The organism is Chlorobium phaeovibrioides (assembly GCF_003968655.1).
Classification (GTDB): domain Bacteria; phylum Bacteroidota; class Chlorobiia; order Chlorobiales; family Chlorobiaceae; genus Chlorobium; species Chlorobium phaeovibrioides.
This window is the reverse complement of sequence record NZ_RXYK01000003.1, coordinates 156,116-174,382: the sequence shown is the minus strand read 5'-3', so window position 1 is coordinate 174,382 and position 18,267 is coordinate 156,116. Positions and strand designations below refer to the sequence as shown.

Sequence of the window (18,267 nt, the reverse complement as noted above, 5' to 3'; positions counted from 1 at the left end):
TTCCCTCTCACACCCCAGAAACCCGAACCATGCTCACAACACTCTTTGCCGCAGCACTCATAGGCATTGACGCCATGAAAGTGACAGTTGAAATCAATGTGGCGGCAGGCCTCCCATCCTTCACCGTGGTGGGTCTGCCCGACAGCGCCATCAGAGAAAGCCGCGAGCGAATCCTCACGGCCATCCGCAACTCCGGATTCAGGCCGAAGCCAAAAAAAATCACCATCAACCTTGCCCCGGCCGACATCAGAAAAGAGGGAACCGCGTTCGATCTTCCCATCGCCATGGGGCTACTCGGTTCACATGAACTGCTTGATGCTGACTTTGCCGGGACCCTCATCATGGGGGAACTCGCCCTTGACGGCACCGTCCGCAGAATCAACGGAGCGCTGCCTGTCGGTGTCATGGCGGGAAAAGAGGGCATAAAGAGACTCATCCTTCCCCGACAGAACGCCGAAGAGGCTGCCGTAGCCGTTGCCGCCGCCGGTTCAGCCCTGCCGGTATATGGCGTCGACACCCTTCTTGACACTATTGAAATAATCAATGGTTCACCCGGACACCAGCCAGTGGAAGTCAACCTTGACTCTCTCTTTGAGGGGATTGCGCGCTCTGCGGTTGACTTTGCCGACATCAAAGGCCAGGCTTCGGCAAAAAAAGCCCTTGAAATTGCAGCGGCCGGAAACCACAATGTCCTGATGATAGGTCCGCCCGGAAGCGGAAAAACCATGCTGGCAAAGGCGCTTCCCGGCATTCTGCCACCGCTCGGGCTGGATGAATCCCTTGAAACCACCAAAATCTACTCCGTCGCCGGTCTGCTTGACAGAGAAAAACCCCTCATGACCATCCGGCCGCTTCGCAACCCGCACCATACAACCAGCACCGTCGCACTTGTCGGAGGGGGAACCAATGCAAAACCCGGAGAGGTCAGTCTTGCCCATAATGGCATTCTTTTTCTGGATGAACTGCCGGAATTTTCCCGTGGTGCCCTTGAGGTTCTACGCCAGCCGATTGAAGACCGGGAGGTAAGCGTTTCAAGGATATCTGCCACCACCCGTTACCCCGCAGGGTTCATGCTGGTAGCCGCAATGAACCCAAGCCCCGCTGGTGCCTTGAAAGACGGCGATGGCAACCTCACCGCCCCGCCCCAACAGATTCAGCGGTATCTCGCCAAAATTTCCGGTCCCCTGCTCGACCGCATCGACATCCACATCGATGTGCCGAAAGTTGAAACCGGCGAACTCTTCAATACCTCGCCCGCAGAAAGCTCCGCCGTTATCCGGCTGCGGGTTGAACGGGCCCGTGCCATTCAGCTTGCCCGGTTCTCGGGCACTGGAATCTACACCAACGCCCAGATGAATGCGCCCATGATCCGCCGCCACTGCAGCATAGGTGAGGAATCCTCACAAAAACTCATGGAGGCGATGGAGCGGCTGAACCTTTCAGCACGGGCGCACGACCGCATCCTCAAGGTGAGCAGAACCATTGCAGACCTTGATGAAAGTAAGTCCATCGAAATGGCTCACCTCGTGCAGGCCATACACTACCGGAATCTGGACCGCGATTTCTGGAACTTCTGAGAGATGCCCCGCAATGGGGATGGCAAAAAGGCTGTTCAGCGGATATCCACATCAAAGGGCATGAGAGTAAGCATCATCATCCTGCCGGAGCGTACCGCTTCAAGACCGAAAACATCAAACGCACTCATTCCCCCCGATGAGAGAGCACTGCCTGCAAGATGCTTCACAACCATCCTTTCAGCCCGCTGCATAAGACGGGCACCATCCCCATTGAGGAGCAGGGCAATCCACCCCTGTTCCTCAGATAGGGAAACAATCTCCGGATGGCGTGTACTGTCGATGCCCGCAAGCCTCTGTGCCTCCCGAAGGGCGTCAAAGAGCCCACCGCTACGGTCCACCAGCCCAACCGCAAGAGCCCGCTTTCCGGTCCATACCCTCCCTCCCGCAAGGGAATCGGCACCCGCAAACGACAGAGTTCTCGATGCGGCGACCTTCGCCACAAAATCGCGGTAGATTTCGCCCGAAGCCTCCACAAACATTCTGTACTCTTCCCGGTCAAGAGGCTTGAACAGAGAATTGGCATCAGCGTAACGCCCTCTTGTCACCACCGAGCGCCCGAGTCCCGTCTTTTCGGCAAGTCCGCTGATTTCCGGCTTGAGCGCATACACCCCGATGGAACCCGTAATGGTGAGAGGTGAAGCATAGATGGTTTTTCCCGCCAGAGCCGCCATGTATCCACCTGAAGCAGCAACCCCCGACATGGAAACAACAAGAGGCTTTTTCACCGCAGCTGAATCCAGCATCTCCAGCATTGAGGCAGAAGCCATGGCATCACCTCCAGGGCTGTCGATACGCACCACAATGGCCCGAATATTTTTATCGGCAAGGGCCCTGTCGAGCGCACGGCGGATCTGCCCCTCACCGACACCCTCTCCCATATCCTCAACACCCTCAGACCCGGTCGGAACAATAGGCCCCGAAATCGTCACAAGGGCCAGTTTCTCCCTTCCTTCATGTTCCAGAGGGCTGTCAAACGAAGCACTGTAACGCCTGCCGTCAACAAAAAAATCGCTCTCCTCCTCCGGCAGGCGGCCGGTCATGGTTTTCTCCAGAGAGGGCTCCAGTTGCCACGCCGGCACCGTTCCGTCAACCAGCTTGAGCCTGATTGCCTCTTCAGCTGTCATAAGCGGCCGGGTATTGACAATCCGCTCCAGAGTCTCCGGTGCCATGGCGCGTCTTCTGGAAACATATCCGAGATACTCCCCGTAAACATCGTCAAGCAGCTCACCCAGCCGCTCCCGGCTCTGGGGGCTCGGACTGCTCCTGACATAAGGCTCCACCCCGCTCTTGTACTCTTTCCACTGCGCGGCCTGAAACGACACCCCTATCTTTGCAAGTGCTGTTTTGTAGTAGAGGGTTTCCGCCCTCAGCCCATCAAGCAGCATGAAGCTGCCTTTTGCCACAATAATAGAATCACAGGCGGAAGCAAGAAGGTAGTCACTGTCTTCAGGGGAGCGGAGAAAAGCAATCACCCGCTTTCCCCCTTTGCGGACCGCTTCAATGGAGGCGCGAAGCTCGCCGATTTTGGCTGGCGCTGCCCTCAGCCCGTCAATTGAAAGGAGGACAGCCTCTACCCGGCTGTCGCCCGAAGCGCGGCGAAGCATAAAAAGCAGCTCCTGCTGGGAAAGCGGTTCCATGGGAACCAGAAAAGGAAGCGCACCGCTCCGGGATGAATGCTCCCGAACCGTACCGGTGAGCGGAATGTGAAGCACAAACCTTTCAGGCAGAGCCGAACGGGAGCGCTGCAGAAAGAAAACCGCAGCGAGAGCAAGCAGAGAAAACACAATCACCGCCAGGCATCCCCTGACCAGGCATCCAGGCCGTTTCCCGCTGTTCCACAACCGGCTCATGCTTTCTCCTCATTCATGCTTCTCTCCTCTTCATAGAGAAGGCAGCTGACAAGATGAAGGGGCCGGCCGGCAAGAGGTTGGAGGGGCGGCCGGCGAAGGGCGCACTCCGGCCTTGCAGACGGGCAGCGGGGATGGAAACCACACCCCGGAGGAACCTGCATAGGCCCCGGCTGGTCACCATGCAGCAGAATCCTCTCCTTCCGGGCACCGGGCTCCGGAGAGGGAACGGCGGAAAGAAGCGCGCGCGTATAGGGATGGGCCGGATTGCGATAGAGTTCATCGGCTTCGGCAATCTCCACAATTTCGCCAAGATACATAACCGCGACCCGGTCGGAGATATACTCAACCACTGAAAGGTCGTGTGCAATAAAAAGGTAGGTCAGAGCGAAATCCCGCTGAAGATCTTTGAGAAGATTGATGATCTGCGACTGGATGGAGACATCAAGTGCCGAAACCGGCTCATCGCAGACAATGAGTTTCGGATTAAGGGCAAGGGCACGGGCAATACCGATGCGCTGACGCTGGCCGCCGGAAAACTCATGAGGATAGCGATTGTAATACTCTCGCGAAAGCCCCACAACATCCAGCAGTTCATGGATTCTCCTCCTTGCTTCGGCCCCACGGGCAACCCTGTGAACCAGAAGCACCTCGGAGAGCATCTGGCCAACCGTCAGGCGCGGGTTGAGAGAACCGAAAGGATCCTGAAACATCATCTGCATCTGGCTGCGCAGCGGACGGAACTCCCCATTGGACAGGGTAGAGAGTTCCTGCCCGTCAAACTCAATTTTCCCCGAAACCCGACCATTGCCGAGCCTCAGAAGCGCACGGCCGAGAGTTGTTTTCCCGCAGCCCGACTCCCCCACCAGCCCGAGCGTCTCCCCTTCGAACAGCTCAAACGAAACCCCGTTCACAACATGGAGAGGTACGGGAGGGCGAAGAAAGCCGCTCCCTGGCATCAGAAAATCCACCCGCAGGTCATCTACCCGCAAGATTGGCTGCCGTTCGCTCATCTCATAATCAGGCTCTGTTAAAAAAGGAATCCATGCCCCCCTGAAAAATCAGGGCACTCTTCATTATATTAAGTAGTATATACTAAAACTGGAGTGAACCTCTATTTATTGTCGCCAGCGCTGTGCGCAACACAGAAAGAGAGGTACCCTGGAAAGCATTCTCAATCCTGCCCCGGCAGAGCTCCTCCTGAATTTTGCACAGAGAACAGCAGCAGAACGGGCCCCCCGCTGGACATCCCAACGGAACCCTTTACATGGTTGCCACCCCGCTTGGCAATCTGGACGACATCACCATACGGGCAGTCGAAACACTGAGAACCGTTGAGGCCATAGCCTGTGAAGACACCCGGCGTGCATCCATACTCCTGCGCCACCTTGGCATAGCCGGCAAAAAGCTTATCAGCTACCACTCGTTCAACGAAGAGAAAGCCATAGAGCGCATTACCGGAATGCTTGAAGAGGGCATCGACCTTGCCCTCATCACCGATGCCGGCACCCCGGCCGTCAGCGACCCCGGATACAGCATTCTGGCCGCTCTCAATAACAAAGGACTGAGAGCCGTTCCCATACCGGGCCCCTCGGCGCTTTCGGCCGCCGTTTCCGTCTGCCCTCTGCCAACCAGCAGCTTTTACTTCGCCGGATTTCTCCCTCATAAAAAAGGGAGAAAAACCAGACTTGAACAACTCTCTGCCATGCAGACGCTTTTCGTCCTCTATGAATCACCCTTCCGCATTCTGAAGCTGCTTGATGAACTGGAGGCACTTATCCCCGACTGCCGGATATTCATTGGACGGGAGATGACCAAAATGCATGAAGAGTATATCACCGGTTCAATCGGGGAAATCCGCCTTCACCTTTCAACAGGAAAAACACGGGGAGAGTTTGTCGTCGCCGTCCAGCCACCTGAACAGAAACCAGCAAAAAGGGGAAAATACGATGCAGACCGTCACTGATCCTGTCGAAATGCAGACAATTTCGGAAAAACTCCGTCTCGGCCGACAGCTCATCGGCGTGGTCATGACCATGGGGGCCCTGCATGAAGGCCACATCAGCCTTGTCAAGCTGGCCAGAGAGCAGGCCGGCACCGTCATTCTCACAATCTTCGTCAACCCCACGCAGTTCGGACCGAACGAAGACTTTCACAGATACCCCCGTCCCTTTGAGCAGGATGCAGCGCTTGCCCGCTCGGCAGGGGTTGACTACCTCTTCGCCCCCGAAGCCGGAGCCATCTATCCCGAAGGGTTCAGTACCGCAATCTCCTGCAGCGGCGTCAGCGATCTGCTGGAAGGGGAAAAACGGCCCGGTCACTTCAGCGGTGTAGCCACCGTCGTCACCAAGCTGCTGAACATAACCCGTCCTCATCTTGCCGTGTTCGGCGAAAAAGATGCACAGCAGCTCGCAGTCATCAGACGGGTCGTCACCGATCTGAACATTCCCGTCAAGGTAGTCGCCGCACCGACAATGAGAGAATCGAACGGCCTTGCCGTCAGCTCACGCAACATCTATCTCACTGCCGGCCAGCGGGAATCAGCCGGAGCAATCTGGCGCTCCCTCCAGCATGCGCTCGACAGGCTTGCCGCAGGCGAAACCGGACTGAAGGAGCTTGCAGAAGCAACAGCCACAATGATTGCCAGTGAATCCGGCTTCAGGGTTGACTATGTGGCCTTTGTGGATGAGGAAACATTCATGCCGGCCGAACGGGCCTTGAAAGGGCGTTCCTACCGGATTCTTGCCGCTGTCTTTGCCGGCGGCATCCGCCTCATAGACAATGCATGCTTTGCCAGTCCGACGCACATTGCCGGGGAAGAAGCATGAGTAAAGTAAAAGGAAACAGATTTTTATACTATATTTAAAGACAGGGCAAAATCCATTCAAGTGGACAGACCCGACAAATTTCCCATCACCAACACCAAACGATGTTTATGATTATCACGAAAGAAATTGATCTCGGCCAGGGCAAAACGATCTCGATTGAAACCGGAAGAATGGCAAAACAGGCAGATGGCGCCACTGTTGTCCGCATGGGTGACACAATGGTCATAGCGACTGTTGTTTCCAGCAAAAAAACGCCCTCCCCCAACCAGGATTTCTTTCCGCTCCAGGTTGAATACCGCGAAAAATATTATGCCGCAGGCAAATTCCCCGGCGGCTTCTTCAAACGAGAAGCCCGTCCCTCGGAAAAAGAGATTCTCTCAGCCCGCCTGATTGACCGTGCGCTCCGCCCTCTCTTCCCGACTGGGTATTACTATGAAACCCAGGTCATCATCAATGTCATTTCCAGCGACCAGCAGAACGATGCCGATGTTCTCGGTGGTCTTGCTGCGTCAGCGGCCATCATGGTCTCCGATATCCCCTTCGAGAACGCAATGTCCGAAGTCAGGGTCGGAAGAGTCAACGGCCAGTTCATCATCAACCCGACCATTGACGAGCTTGAAGGAAGCGACATCGACATCTCCATCGGCGGCACCGCAGGAACCATCTGCATGCTCGAGGGTGAAATGAAGGAAATTTCGGAAGCAGAAATGCTTGAGGCAATCCGTTTCGGCCACGAAGCCATCAAAAAACTCTGCGCACTTCAGGACAGCGTGCAGGCAGCAGTGGCAAAAGCAAAACGCCCCTTCGCTCCTCTCCAGGTACCATCCGAACTCGGTGCATTCATCAGTGACGCATGCAAAGCCCGTCTCAAAGAGCTTGCCTACACCGCACTTGCCAAGGAAGAACGGGCCGAGCGCACCAAAGAGATCTACGGTGAAACCCTCAAAAGCGCGGTTGAACACTTCAGTGCCGCATTCAGCTCCGAAGACCTTGCTGCCGATCCATCCAAGGCGCTCTTCACCAACGAGCACATCATCGAAGAAGAGATCCACTCCGTTGAAAAAGATGTCATGCGCCGCATGATTCTTGACGACGCCAAACGGCTTGACGGACGCACCCTCGACCAGGTCCGCCCCATCTCCATAGACCTTGGAGTCATACCACGCGCCCACGGTTCAGCACTCTTCACCCGTGGCGAAACCCAGGCACTGGTTGCCGTCACCCTCGGCACCAAAAAGGATGCACAGTCGGTCGACACTCTCACCAACAGCGCCGACAAACGCTTTATGCTCCACTACAACTTCCCGCCATTCTCGGTCGGCGAAGTCGGCAGACTCGGCACAACCGGACGCCGTGAAATCGGCCATGGCAACCTTGCCGAACGGGCAATCAGAATGGTAGCCCCAACCGAGCAGGAGTTCCCCTACACAATCCGCATCGTCTCGGAAATTCTTGAGTCAAACGGTTCATCCTCAATGGCCTCGGTCTGCGGCGGCACGCTCGCCCTCATGGACGGTGGCGTCCCCCTGAAGAAAGCAGTATCGGGAATCGCCATGGGTCTCATCAAAGAGGGATCCGAGTACGCAGTCCTCTCCGACATCCTCGGCAACGAAGATCATCTCGGCGACATGGACTTCAAGGTATCGGGCACCCGCGACGGCATCACCGCATGCCAGATGGACATCAAGATTGACGGCCTCGATTACCACATCCTTGAAACCGCCCTCGAACAGGCTCGTCGTGGAAGGTTCCACATCCTCGACAAAATGGAGGAAGCCATTCCCGCCTCCCGCGAAGATCTGGCACACTACGCACCCCGCCTGACCGCAATTCAGGTACCCGTTGAATCAATCGGCCTCATCATCGGAAAGGGTGGAGAAACCATCCGCAGCATCACCGAAGAGACCGGTGCGGAAATCAACATCGAGGACGACGGCACAGTCACCATCGCCTGCTCAAGCAACGAGGGGACCAAAGGAGCTGTTGAAATCATCAAGGCGCTGATTGCCAAACCCGAAGTAGGCACTGTCTACATTGGAAAAGTTCGCGACATTCGCGATGAACTCGGTGCATTTGTAGAATTCATCCCGAAAACCGACGGGTTGGTCCACATCTCCGAAATCGCCAATGAGCGGGTTGCCAAAGTCAGCGACCATCTGAAGGTTGGAGAGCGGGTCAAGGTGAAGCTTGTCGACATCCGCAAGGATCCCAGAACAGGAAAAACCCGTTTCGCCCTCTCCATCAAAGCAGCTCTTGATGCTCCCGATCCGGGAACGGAAGCCGCTGCTGCAGAAACAAACAGCTGAGGCAGAACAGTCAACGAAACTCATCACTGAACCCTTGAAGCCAAAAAGCAGTGCAGAAGACCCTGCACTGCTTTTTCTTTTACGAACAAAGACCAGAACGACACTGCGCCCCATGAGGTACGATTTTTCAAAGACGGAAAAAAAATGGCAGGCCCGCTGGAAACAGCAGGAAACATTCAAAACCGGAGAAGCGCCCGAAAAGCCCAAATACTATGTGCTCGACATGTTCCCCTACCCCAGCGGCTCAGGGCTCCATGTCGGCCATCTTGAAGGCTACACCGCCTCCGACATCTCTGCCCGTTACCGGCGCAGCCGCGGGTACAATGTGCTCCACCCGATGGGATGGGACGCTTTCGGCCTTCCAGCCGAACAGTTCGCAATCAAAACAGGAACCCACCCCAGCGACACGACACAAAAAAACATTGCCAACTTCAAGGAAACTCTTCAGGCAATGGGTTTTTCGTATGACTGGTCGCGCGAAATCAACACCACCGACCCAGGATACTTCCAATGGACACAGTGGATCTTCCTGAAACTTCATGAAATGGGGCTGGCCTATATGTCGGAGGTGGATGTCAACTGGTGCGTTGAACTCCGTGCAGTGCTTGCCAATGAAGAGGTTGAGGAAAAATTGGCAGACGGCCTTACCGTTGTCCGTCGCCCGCTCCGCCAGTGGGTACTGAAAATAACTGCCTACGCCGACCGTCTTCTTGAAGACCTTGACGGGCTCGACTGGCCCGAAAATGTGAAGCAGATGCAGCGCAACTGGATCGGGAGAAGCGAAGGAGTGGAGGTTGACTTTGAACTCCGCTGTCACAGAACAATGCTCCGGGTCTACACCACCCGACCCGATACACTCTTTGGAGCCACCTATCTGGTCATCTCCCCGGAACACGCAATGGCTGAAAAACTTGCCACTGCGCAGCAGCTGGTTGCCGTCAAGGAGTACATCGCAAAAGCGAAGCTCAAAACCGAGCTGGAACGCACCGGACTTCAGAAAGACAAAACAGGTGTTTTCACCGGATCCTACGCAATCAACCCCGCCACCGGCGAACCGCTCCCCGTATGGATATCTGACTTCGTGCTCACCAGCTACGGCACAGGCGCAATCATGTCGGTCCCTGCTCACGACAGCCGCGACTGGGAATTTGCAAAACAGTATGGCCTCCCGATCATCGAGGTGGTCAAAAGCCCCCACGATGTCCAGCAGGAAGTCTTTGAAGGCAAAGACAGTACGGTTGTCAACTCCAGCAACAATGACATCAGCCTCAACGGCCTTGCCTTTCCGGAAGCATTTGAACTGATGGCTTCATGGCTTGAAAAGAAAAAAGCAGGAAAACGAAAGGTCAACTACCGTCTCCGCGACTGGATATTCAGCCGTCAGCGTTACTGGGGAGAACCGATACCCATCAAACATTACCCCGATGGAACACTGAAACCCGAAACCAGCCTCCCCCTGATGCTGCCGGAGGTTGAGGCATACCAGCCCACCGAAACCGGTGAATCACCGCTGGCCAACATCCCCGAATGGCTTAACGGCACTGATGAAAACGGCCCCTTCCGTCGTGAAACCAACACCATGCCGCAATGGGCCGGGAGCTGCTGGTACTACCTCCGCTTCATTGACCCCCACAACAGCAAGCTTCCCGTCGACCCTGCCAAAGAGGCCTACTGGATGAATGTTGACCTTTACATAGGAGGTGCGGAACATGCCGTACTCCATCTGCTCTACGCCCGATTCTGGCACAAGGTACTCTTTGACCTCAAGGTCGTCAGCACAAAAGAGCCCTTCCAGCGGCTCTTCAACCAGGGAATGATTCTGGGAGAAGACAACGAAAAAATGTCTAAATCCCGGGGCAATGTCATTCCTGCGGACCATGTACTCCAGACCTACGGCGCCGACGCAGTCCGGCTGTACGAGATGTTCCTCGGTCCCCTCGAACAGGTCAAGCCATGGAACACCAATGGAATAGAAGGCGTCAGCCGGTTTCTCTCACGGGTATGGCGGCTTGTCTGGCCAGAGCCAGAAGGCACACGGGCCGACCTCTCCACCCTCGCACCCTCCCCTGACCTCCTGCGACGGATGCACAAAACCATCAAAAAAGTTGCTGCGGACACTGAAAACCTCAAATTCAACACCGCCATTGCCGAAATGATGGTGTTCACCAACGAACTGCACCGCACCGGAGAAAGCAGCCGCATTGCCGTCGAAACCCTTCTCCTCCTGCTCGCCCCCTATGCGCCTCACCTCTCGGAAGAGCTCTGGGAAGCACTCGGCCACCAGGAATCCATTTCCCTTGCTCCCTTCCCTGAGTTTGATCCGGAACTTGCACAGGACAAAGAAGTGACCATAGCAGTCCAGGTCAACGGAAAACTCAGAGGCTCATTCACCGCAGCACCGGGCTGCCCGAAAGAACAGCTGCTGAATGAGGCCAAAGCCCTTGAAGGGGTGAAGAAATTCCTTGAAGGGGTCACAATCATGAAAGAAATCGTTGTTCCCGACAAACTCATAAATTTTGCCGTAAAATAGGGTGAGCGATACGGCAAGAGCCCGGAGAGAGGCTGTCACAATCATTGATGAAGAACATTTTTTTATGTAACATTCCTGTTCAGGCTTCCCCCGGTGTGACGGAAGTGAGTCATGCCGCCAAAAAAGAGGAAACCCGTGATTTTTTCAACACATAAATCCTGGCGATCAATGGCTACAGACGACAACAAGAAAGGGACAGACGCGATAAGCTCTGTCATGTCTGAAAAGCGAAAATTTCCCCCTCCGGCAGCATTTTCGGAAAAAGCCCGAATCGGAAGCATGGAAGAGTACGAAACACTGTACAAGGCAGCCGCAGAGGACCCCGACAGCTACTGGGGAGGCCTTGCCGAAGAGTTTCACTGGTTCAAAAAGTGGGACAGCGTGCTCGAATGGGATACCCCCTATGCAAAATGGTTCAACGGCGGCACCACAAACATCTGCTACAATGCCGTTGATGTTCACGCCAACAGCTGGAGAAAAAACAAAGCCGCCATCATATGGGAAGGCGAAGAGGGTGAGCAGCGGGTACTCACCTACGGAGAACTCCACCGCCAGGTCTCAAAGTTCGCCAATGTACTGAGAATTGCAGGAATCAAACCCGGTGACCGCGTAGCAATCTACATGGGCATGGTGCCTGAGCTGGTCATAGCTGTTCTGGCATGTGCACGAGTAGGCGCTGTCCACAATGTCATCTTCGCAGGTTTTTCAGCCCACGCCATTACCGAACGGGTCAACGACTCCCGCGCAAAACTCATCATCTGCTGTGACGGCACCCGTCGCCGCGGTGGTTCAATCAACCTCAAGAATATTGTCGACGAGGCAATCGTCAACACCCCTTCCGTCCGCAGCGTCATCGTCCTGAAGGTGACCGGAGAGGAAATCAGCATGCACGACGGCATGGATCACTGGTGGCACGACCTCATGGGGCTGGCATCCGACGAATCTGAACCCGTGGAGGTTGAATCCGAACATCCGCTCTTCGTCCTCTACACCAGTGGCTCAACAGGAAAGCCCAAAGGCATTCTGCACACCACCGCCGGCTACATGGTCCACGCAGCAAGTTCGTTCCGCTATGTCTTCGACATCCGCGACGATGACATCTACTGGTGTACTGCTGATGTCGGCTGGATCACCGGCCACAGCTACATGGTCTATGGGCCGCTTCTCAACGGCGCAACCCTGCTCATGTATGAAGGTGCCCCGAACTACCCCCAGTGGGACCGCTTCTGGGACATCATCAACCGCCACAAAGTCACCATTCTCTACACGGCCCCTACCGCCATCCGCGCCTTCATCCGCGCCGGCGACGAATGGGTCACCAAGCACAACATCAGTTCGCTGCGCCTTCTCGGCACAGTCGGCGAACCAATCAACCCCGAAGCCTGGATGTGGTATCACAAGGTGGTAGGGCAGGAGAAATGCCCGATTGTCGACACCTGGTGGCAGACTGAAACCGGTGGCATCATGGTCTCTCCCCTTCCCGGAGCAACCCCGACCAAACCCGGCACCGCAACCCGTCCCCTTCCCGGCATCATGGCAGATGTCGTCCAGAAAGACGGCACCCCATGCGGCCCGAATGAAGGCGGCTACCTGGTCATCAAAAAGCCATGGCCATCAATGCTCCGTACCATCTACGGCGACAACAAACGGTATGAAGAAACCTACTGGTCAGAATTCCACGACATGTACTTCACAGGTGACGGTGCACGAAAGGATGAGGACGGTTACATCTGGATCATGGGCCGCGTTGATGATGTGGTCAATGTATCAGGTCACAGGCTCGGCACCAGCGAAGTTGAAAGCGCCCTCGTCTCATACGAGGCCGTTGCAGAAGCCGCAGTAGTCAGCCGTCCCGACGACATCAAGGGCAACGCTCTTGTTGCCTTCGTCACCCTCAAGGACGAATACGAAGGCGACATGAAGCTGCGTGAGGCACTGCGCAACCATGTAGCCAAGGAGATCGGCCCCATAGCCAAGCCCGACGAAATCAGGTGGGCAAAAGGACTCCCGAAAACCAGAAGCGGCAAAATCATGCGTCGCCTCCTCCGCGAGCTGGCAACCAGCAACGAAATCAAGGGAGATGTCACCACCCTTGAAGACTTCGGCGTTCTTGAAAACCTCCGCGAGAAGGAAGATGAAAGCTGAGCAGGAGACGAACATGAAAAAAGCCCGGCATCCACCGGGCTTTTTTCATTGTACACCCTATACCCCCACTCAGTTCATCTGCCAGATGATGAAGTTCAGGAAGCCCGCAAAACTGACCCAGGCGAGATAGGGAACCAGCAACCATGCTGCAAGGGGAACAACAGCACGGAACTGCATCATCGTCACAACAATTGCCGCCCAAAGCAGCACAATCACGCCCATGGCAAGAAGCGGAGAGTGGAGGCCGAAAAATGCCGTGGACCAGGCCAGGTTCAGGACAAGCTGGCCCACAAAGACAATCCAGGCCGAGCGCACCTGCTCCACAGGAGCCCCCTCTTTGCTCGCCACAAGCCCCATAGCCGTACCCATCATCAAGAACAGTACCGTCCAGACAGGAAGAAAGAGCCAGTCCGGCGGATTCCAGGAAGGTTTGTTGAGTATCTGGTAATACCACTCCGAACCGGGCAGCGGAGTAAAAATGCTGCCACCATAGGCAAAAACGAAACAGATCGCTATCGCCAGTCCTGTCTTCAATGGATTGAGATTTTTCATGATCATGATTTGTATTAATTGGACTCTTATCAGGAAAGAGTATTGTTGAGACACCCAATGCAACATAGTACAAAGAGGGATAATTCCCGCCATGCAAGCCGCCCGTTCCGAACGGAAATACCAGCGAAATACTATATTGCCACCTTGAAACAGTCATAACCATCTTAATCTGACCCTCCGCCAACAGCCATGCCGCAACAATCCCCGGAAATCCTTACCGCCACGCGAGCGGCCCATGCAGCAGGGGCAATTACCCTCAATAAATTCGGCGAGCTCCGAAAAAGCGAAATCCACACCAAAGAGTTCAAGGATTTCGTCACAGAAACAGACAGGCAATGCGAAGCCGAAATCAGCCTCATCCTCTCCGAAGCCTTCCCCGAGGACGGTATGCTCTGCGAAGAGGGGACAACAATGACGCCCCGATCTGGACGCAGATGGATAGTCGACCCGCTTGACGGCACACTGAACTTCATTCACTCCTTTCCTGTATTCTCCATCAGCATAGCTCTTCAGGGAAGCGACGGAGAACTCATCGCAGGCGTAGTCTATCTTCCCATCACCAACGAACTTTTCACTGCTGAACCGGGAAAGGGAGCCCTGCTCAACGGCAAACCCATCCGCGTAACAGACCGGCAGGAAGAAGATGGCTACCTTATAGCCACGGGGCTCCCTTTCAAGGACTATGGCTATCTCGACAGCTACATGGAGATGCTCCGCGATGTCATTCATATCTCTTCAGGCGTCAGGCGCGCCGGCTCCGCGGCAATCGATCTGGCATATACCGCCTGCGGACGGTTCGACGGCTTCTGGGAATACAAACTTCTCCCATGGGACTTCGCCGCGGGAGTGCTTCTTGTACGCGAAGCTGGCGGCATAGTCACCGACTTTCATGGAAAGCGGGATGTTTTCAGCCATAAAAGCATCATTGCAGGCAGCAGCCTGACTCACCCTCTCCTGCTGTCAATGGCACAACGACACTTCCCCCCGGAAGATCCACCCTCTTCAACTCCTCTATGATTTGAAGAGAATCCTCTTCTTTCGTATCTTGAAAATCATCACTTTTGCCTCATGACACAGGGGCCCATTTTCCGCCACGGCTGTCCTGGCGGGAGCAACAACAACACACGATGCTCATTCATCAGCGCACACTCAAAAAAGAAGCCTCCCTCTCGGGAACAGGACTGCATACCGGCAAGGAATGCAGAATCACTTTCAAGCCGGCACCGGCCGGATACGGTTACCGTTTCATCAGGACCGATGTGGCGGACAGCCCCGAAATCCCTGCGCTGATAGACAATGTGGTTGAAGTGCTCCGCGGTACCACCATCGGCATTGGCGGCGTCAAGGTCTACACCACGGAACATGTTCTCGGAGCCCTCTACGGCCTGCAGGTTGACAACTGCCGCATTGAGATGGACGGACCGGAACCCCCGGTCATGGACGGAAGTTCGCTCCCTTTTGCAGAAGCCCTCATTGAAGCTGGCTTTGAAGATCAGGATGAGCCGAAAAACTATCTGGTCATAGACGAAACCATTGAGTACCACGACACCGAAAACAGTGTGGACATCGTAGCTTTGCCGCTTGACAACTTCCGCACCACTGTCATGGTCGACTACAAGAATCCCGCCCTCGGTTCACAGCACTCCGGACTCTTCGACCTGGAACAGGAGTTCCTCACCGAGTTCGCACCCTCCCGAACCTTCTGCTTCCTCTCTGAAGTTGAAGCACTTGCCGGCCAGGGCATCATCAAAGGCGGTGATGTCGACAACGCCATTGTCATCATTGACAAGGAGATGGAAAAAAGGGAGATGCTGGATCTCGGCGAAAAACTGGGACTCGACAGCGACCACCTTGTCATTGGAGAGAACGGAATCCTCAACAACCGCGAGCTCCGCTACAAGAACGAGCCTGCCCGGCACAAACTGCTCGACCTCCTTGGCGACATGGCGCTTCTCGGCATGCCAGTCAAAGCCCAGGTGCTTGCAGCCCGTCCCGGACATGCATCAAATGTCGAGTTTGTCCGCCAGCTTAAAAAATATGCCGACCGCAACAAACTGGCCCGTCAGTACCAGCACGAGAAAAAAGCCGGCGTGATTTTTGACATCAACGCCATCCAGAAAATGCTGCCTCATCGCTACCCATTCCTTTTGATAGACAAAATCGTCGAGTTCAAGCTTGACGAAAAAATTGTCGCCATAAAGAATGTCACCATGAACGAGCCATTCTTCCAGGGGCATTTCCCGGGCAATCCCGTCATGCCGGGCGTGCTCATCATTGAGGCAATGGCGCAGACTGGAGGCATCATGATGCTCAACGGCAAAGACAATACGAAAGAGAGCGTTGTCTACTTCATGGCAATAGACAAAGCACGGTTCCGCAAGCCGGTACTGCCGGGCGACACACTTGTTATTGAAGGGGTCATGGTCAATATGCGAAGAAGCGTCTGCCAGTTTGAGGCAAAAGCCTTCGTAAGGGGCGAACTGGTATGTGAAGCCTCACTGATGGCAACCGTAATGGACAAGCCCGGGAACTAACTCCTGAATTCAAGTCCCTTGTGAATCCGGTAAAAACGGATGCAGTAGAGAACAAAGGAGTAGAACAGCATGATGGTGGAAAGGTAGAGGAAAAGCTCCTTGAACGGCCAGCTCTCAAAAATCGGGAGCGGCCACACCATTGTGATGAAGAGCATGGACACAAAACCCACAGCCCACTTTCCGGGCCATAGTGAAGTAGTGACCATCTGGTGACGGTGACGCACCCAGGCAGCCCCGCCGAAAATCACGAGATCGCGCACAACGGCAAACAGGACAAACCAGAGGGGAAGCTCACCAACCCAAAGGTAATAGAGCGCAACACTTGCCAGACAGAGCTTGTCGGCCAGGGGATCGAGAATCTTGCCCATCTCCGACACCTCATTCGTCCAGCGCGCCGCCTGCCCGTCAAACCAGTCTGAGAGGACGGCAACAAGCATCAGCGATACAGCTACAGTTGTATTCCCGACATGGAGATAATAGAGAAACCATGGGATCAGAAGAATCCTGAGGAAACTCAACGCATTGGGAAGGTTGAAAATATGACCCTGCAAAGCGTATGATTTAATGGTTAGAGAACCCTGTCCGGACTTGCACGCACAAAATCACCCCAGCTGCACAACCCTCCACCCGAACCCTTCATATCTGTCTGGCGTTCTTTCTGACCACCCCCGCACCGCAGGAGATCACAGAGCGCAACACCCAGCGCATCAGTCACATCAAAAGGCTTCGGCACACTGCTGAGGGAAAGCATTGAGGCCACCATGAAGGCAACCTGCTCCTTTGCAGCTCCTCCACGACCGGTCACCGCTGACTTCACCTCCCGGGGAGCATACTCGAAAATCGGCACCCCGCTATTGAACGAGAGCGCCATGATGGCCCCCCTCACCTGCCCGAGCTTGAGGGCCGACTGTACATTCTTTCCAACAAAAGCGGTTTCAATGGCCACCCGATCCGGCTTCAACTCACCAATCAGCTCACTGAGCTCCCGATATATCTCCCCCACCCTCACAGCATGGCTCTTTCGGGGATGGAGGCGTATCAGACCGCAGGAAAGTGCCCGAAACGACTCCCTTCCGTCCCCGGAAACAACGCCGTAACCGGTAGCGAGACTTCCGGGATCTATCCCCAGCACAACCATACTCTACTCGTCAAGGCTGTCCATGGCACCCTCGCTGATCTCCATGTTGCTGAAAACGGCCTGTATATCGTCATTACCCTCAAGAGCGTCAATCAGTTTGATGACCTTGCGGGCGTCATCAGCCTCAAGCTCAATGAAGTTCTCCGGGATCAGATCCATTTTGGCGTTCTCATAAGCTATTCCGGCCTCCTCAAGGGCTTTTTTTGCCGACTCAAGATCATGCACATCTGTAGTCACAGTATAACCACCCTCAGCGTCTCCACCAATATCCTCCAGACCCGCATCAAGAAGCACCTCCATCAGCTGCTCCTCGGTGGCCGATCCACCCGGCACCTCGATACTTCCCTTTCGATGGAACATCCACGACACACTGCCACTCTCACCAAGAGAGCCGTTGTTGCGGCTCATGATGTGCCGCAGGTCGGCAACAGTCCGGTTTTTGTTGTCCGTAGCTGTTTCAATAATCAGGGCAATGCCTGCCGGTCCATAGCCCTCATAGGTAATTTCATCATAACTTACACCCTCAAGCTCACCGGTTCCTTTCTTGATGGCCCGCTGAATGTTGTCCATCGGCATCGAGTTCGACCGGGCCGTATCAATGGCAAGGCGCAGCCTGGGATTTCCAGCCGGGTCACCGCCGCCCATTTTTGCGGCTATGGTAATCTCCTTGACCAGCTTCGTGAACAGGTTGCCCCGTTTCTGGTCTGTTGCCGATTTTTTTCTCTTGATGGTTGCCCACTTGCTGTGTCCTGACATGGCGAAAAACTTCTGAAATGATTGTTCGGGAAAGGGCCTGTCTATGATAATAGA

Annotated in this window: 14 protein-coding genes; 8 read left to right on the top strand and 6 right to left on the bottom strand. The window is 55.0% G+C overall.

Annotated elements, in window-relative coordinates:
• The first annotated feature begins 29 nt into the window (after positions 1–29).
• The gene (locus EKD02_RS03510) at positions 30–1,577 is read left to right on the top strand and encodes a YifB family Mg chelatase-like AAA ATPase (protein WP_011890653.1); all 1,548 of its coding nucleotides are present in this window, start codon (positions 30–32) and stop codon (positions 1,575–1,577) included.
• A gap of 35 nt (positions 1,578–1,612) precedes the next feature.
• On the opposite strand, the gene sppA is transcribed toward EKD02_RS03510, so the two are convergent.
• Positions 1,613–3,427: a signal peptide peptidase SppA gene (gene sppA / locus EKD02_RS03505; protein WP_126383820.1), complete on the bottom strand. Its 1,815-nt coding sequence runs from the start codon at positions 3,425–3,427 to the stop codon at positions 1,613–1,615.
• Positions 3,424–4,437, bottom strand: coding sequence for an ABC transporter ATP-binding protein (locus EKD02_RS03500; protein WP_041469874.1), 1,014 nt, complete (start codon positions 4,435–4,437; stop codon positions 3,424–3,426). The genes sppA and EKD02_RS03500 overlap by 4 nt, the downstream gene beginning before the upstream one ends.
• A 254-nt stretch (positions 4,438–4,691) precedes the next feature.
• On the opposite strand from EKD02_RS03500, the gene rsmI reads away from it, so the two are divergent.
• The 5 genes from rsmI (at position 4,692) to acs (ending at position 13,233) form a co-directional block, all read left to right on the top strand.
• On the top strand, positions 4,692–5,390 hold the full coding sequence (rsmI, locus tag EKD02_RS03495; RefSeq protein ID WP_185805690.1) for a 16S rRNA (cytidine(1402)-2'-O)-methyltransferase: 699 nt from the start codon (positions 4,692–4,694) through the stop codon (positions 5,388–5,390).
• Positions 5,374–6,252, top strand: a complete 879-nt coding sequence (panC, locus tag EKD02_RS03490; RefSeq protein ID WP_011890657.1) for a pantoate--beta-alanine ligase — start codon at positions 5,374–5,376, stop codon at positions 6,250–6,252. The genes rsmI and panC overlap by 17 nt, the downstream gene beginning before the upstream one ends.
• Positions 6,253–6,359: 107 nt before the next feature.
• A complete protein-coding gene (locus EKD02_RS03485) occupies positions 6,360–8,558 on the top strand; it encodes a polyribonucleotide nucleotidyltransferase (protein ID WP_126383818.1) in 2,199 nt (732 codons plus the stop codon).
• A 112-nt stretch (positions 8,559–8,670) separates the two neighbouring features.
• Complete coding sequence (gene leuS, locus EKD02_RS03480; RefSeq protein ID WP_126383816.1) at positions 8,671–11,088, top strand: leucine--tRNA ligase; 2,418 nt, start codon at positions 8,671–8,673, stop codon at positions 11,086–11,088.
• A gap of 168 nt (positions 11,089–11,256) precedes the next feature.
• Positions 11,257–13,233 (top strand): acetate--CoA ligase, encoded by a 1,977-nt coding sequence (acs, locus tag EKD02_RS03475; RefSeq protein ID WP_126383814.1) that lies wholly within the window; start codon positions 11,257–11,259, stop codon positions 13,231–13,233.
• A 69-nt stretch (positions 13,234–13,302) separates the two neighbouring features.
• Here the strand turns inward: acs and EKD02_RS03470 are convergent, their stop codons facing one another.
• Complete coding sequence (locus EKD02_RS03470) at positions 13,303–13,785, bottom strand: TspO/MBR family protein (RefSeq protein WP_126383854.1); 483 nt, start codon at positions 13,783–13,785, stop codon at positions 13,303–13,305.
• A gap of 189 nt (positions 13,786–13,974) precedes the next feature.
• Between EKD02_RS03470 and EKD02_RS03465 the strand changes: the two genes are divergently transcribed.
• Both EKD02_RS03465 and EKD02_RS03460 read left to right on the top strand, forming a co-directional pair.
• Positions 13,975–14,802 (top strand): inositol monophosphatase family protein, encoded by an 828-nt coding sequence (locus EKD02_RS03465; protein WP_126383812.1) that lies wholly within the window; start codon positions 13,975–13,977, stop codon positions 14,800–14,802.
• 110 nt (positions 14,803–14,912) lie between these two features.
• The gene (locus EKD02_RS03460; protein WP_126383810.1) at positions 14,913–16,319 is read left to right on the top strand and encodes a bifunctional UDP-3-O-[3-hydroxymyristoyl] N-acetylglucosamine deacetylase/3-hydroxyacyl-ACP dehydratase; all 1,407 of its coding nucleotides are present in this window, start codon (positions 14,913–14,915) and stop codon (positions 16,317–16,319) included.
• On the opposite strand, the gene EKD02_RS03455 is transcribed toward EKD02_RS03460, so the two are convergent.
• Genes EKD02_RS03455 through EKD02_RS03445 form a run of 3 tightly spaced genes read right to left on the bottom strand, consistent with a single transcriptional unit; the run spans position 16,316 to position 18,213 of the window.
• Positions 16,316–16,870 carry a CDP-alcohol phosphatidyltransferase family protein gene (locus tag EKD02_RS03455; RefSeq protein ID WP_011890664.1) on the bottom strand — a complete coding sequence of 185 codons (555 nt, stop codon included), beginning with the start codon at positions 16,868–16,870 and terminating at the stop codon, positions 16,316–16,318. The genes EKD02_RS03460 and EKD02_RS03455 overlap by 4 nt on opposite strands.
• A gap of 17 nt (positions 16,871–16,887) precedes the next feature.
• Positions 16,888–17,457, bottom strand: a complete 570-nt coding sequence (gene ruvC / locus EKD02_RS03450; RefSeq protein WP_126342040.1) for a crossover junction endodeoxyribonuclease RuvC — start codon at positions 17,455–17,457, stop codon at positions 16,888–16,890.
• 3 nt (positions 17,458–17,460) lie between these two features.
• Entirely contained in the window at positions 17,461–18,213 is a 753-nt protein-coding gene (locus EKD02_RS03445) for a YebC/PmpR family DNA-binding transcriptional regulator (RefSeq protein WP_126342038.1), read from the bottom strand.
• Between the last annotated feature and the right edge of the window lie 54 nt (positions 18,214–18,267).

What these genes read in the sequence shown, in the direction of transcription:
- EKD02_RS03445 (WP_126342038.1), bottom strand. Translation starts at nt 18,213, where the DNA reads ATGTCAGGACACAGCAAGTGGGCAACCATCAAGAGAAAAAAATCGGCA.
- EKD02_RS03465 (WP_126383812.1), top strand. Translation starts at nt 13,975, where the DNA reads ATGCCGCAACAATCCCCGGAAATCCTTACCGCCACGCGAGCGGCCCAT.
- ruvC (WP_126342040.1), bottom strand. Translation starts at nt 17,457, where the DNA reads ATGGTTGTGCTGGGGATAGATCCCGGAAGTCTCGCTACCGGTTACGGC.
- EKD02_RS03460 (WP_126383810.1), top strand. Translation starts at nt 14,913, where the DNA reads ATGCTCATTCATCAGCGCACACTCAAAAAAGAAGCCTCCCTCTCGGGA.
- leuS (WP_126383816.1), top strand. Translation starts at nt 8,671, where the DNA reads ATGAGGTACGATTTTTCAAAGACGGAAAAAAAATGGCAGGCCCGCTGG.
- acs (WP_126383814.1), top strand. Translation starts at nt 11,257, where the DNA reads ATGGCTACAGACGACAACAAGAAAGGGACAGACGCGATAAGCTCTGTC.
- EKD02_RS03500 (WP_041469874.1), bottom strand. Translation starts at nt 4,437, where the DNA reads ATGAGCGAACGGCAGCCAATCTTGCGGGTAGATGACCTGCGGGTGGAT.
- EKD02_RS03470 (WP_126383854.1), bottom strand. Translation starts at nt 13,785, where the DNA reads ATGAAAAATCTCAATCCATTGAAGACAGGACTGGCGATAGCGATCTGT.
- EKD02_RS03510 (WP_011890653.1), top strand. Translation starts at nt 30, where the DNA reads ATGCTCACAACACTCTTTGCCGCAGCACTCATAGGCATTGACGCCATG.
- rsmI (WP_185805690.1), top strand. Translation starts at nt 4,692, where the DNA reads ATGGTTGCCACCCCGCTTGGCAATCTGGACGACATCACCATACGGGCA.
- sppA (WP_126383820.1), bottom strand. Translation starts at nt 3,427, where the DNA reads ATGAGCCGGTTGTGGAACAGCGGGAAACGGCCTGGATGCCTGGTCAGG.
- panC (WP_011890657.1), top strand. Translation starts at nt 5,374, where the DNA reads ATGCAGACCGTCACTGATCCTGTCGAAATGCAGACAATTTCGGAAAAA.
- EKD02_RS03485 (WP_126383818.1), top strand. Translation starts at nt 6,360, where the DNA reads ATGATTATCACGAAAGAAATTGATCTCGGCCAGGGCAAAACGATCTCG.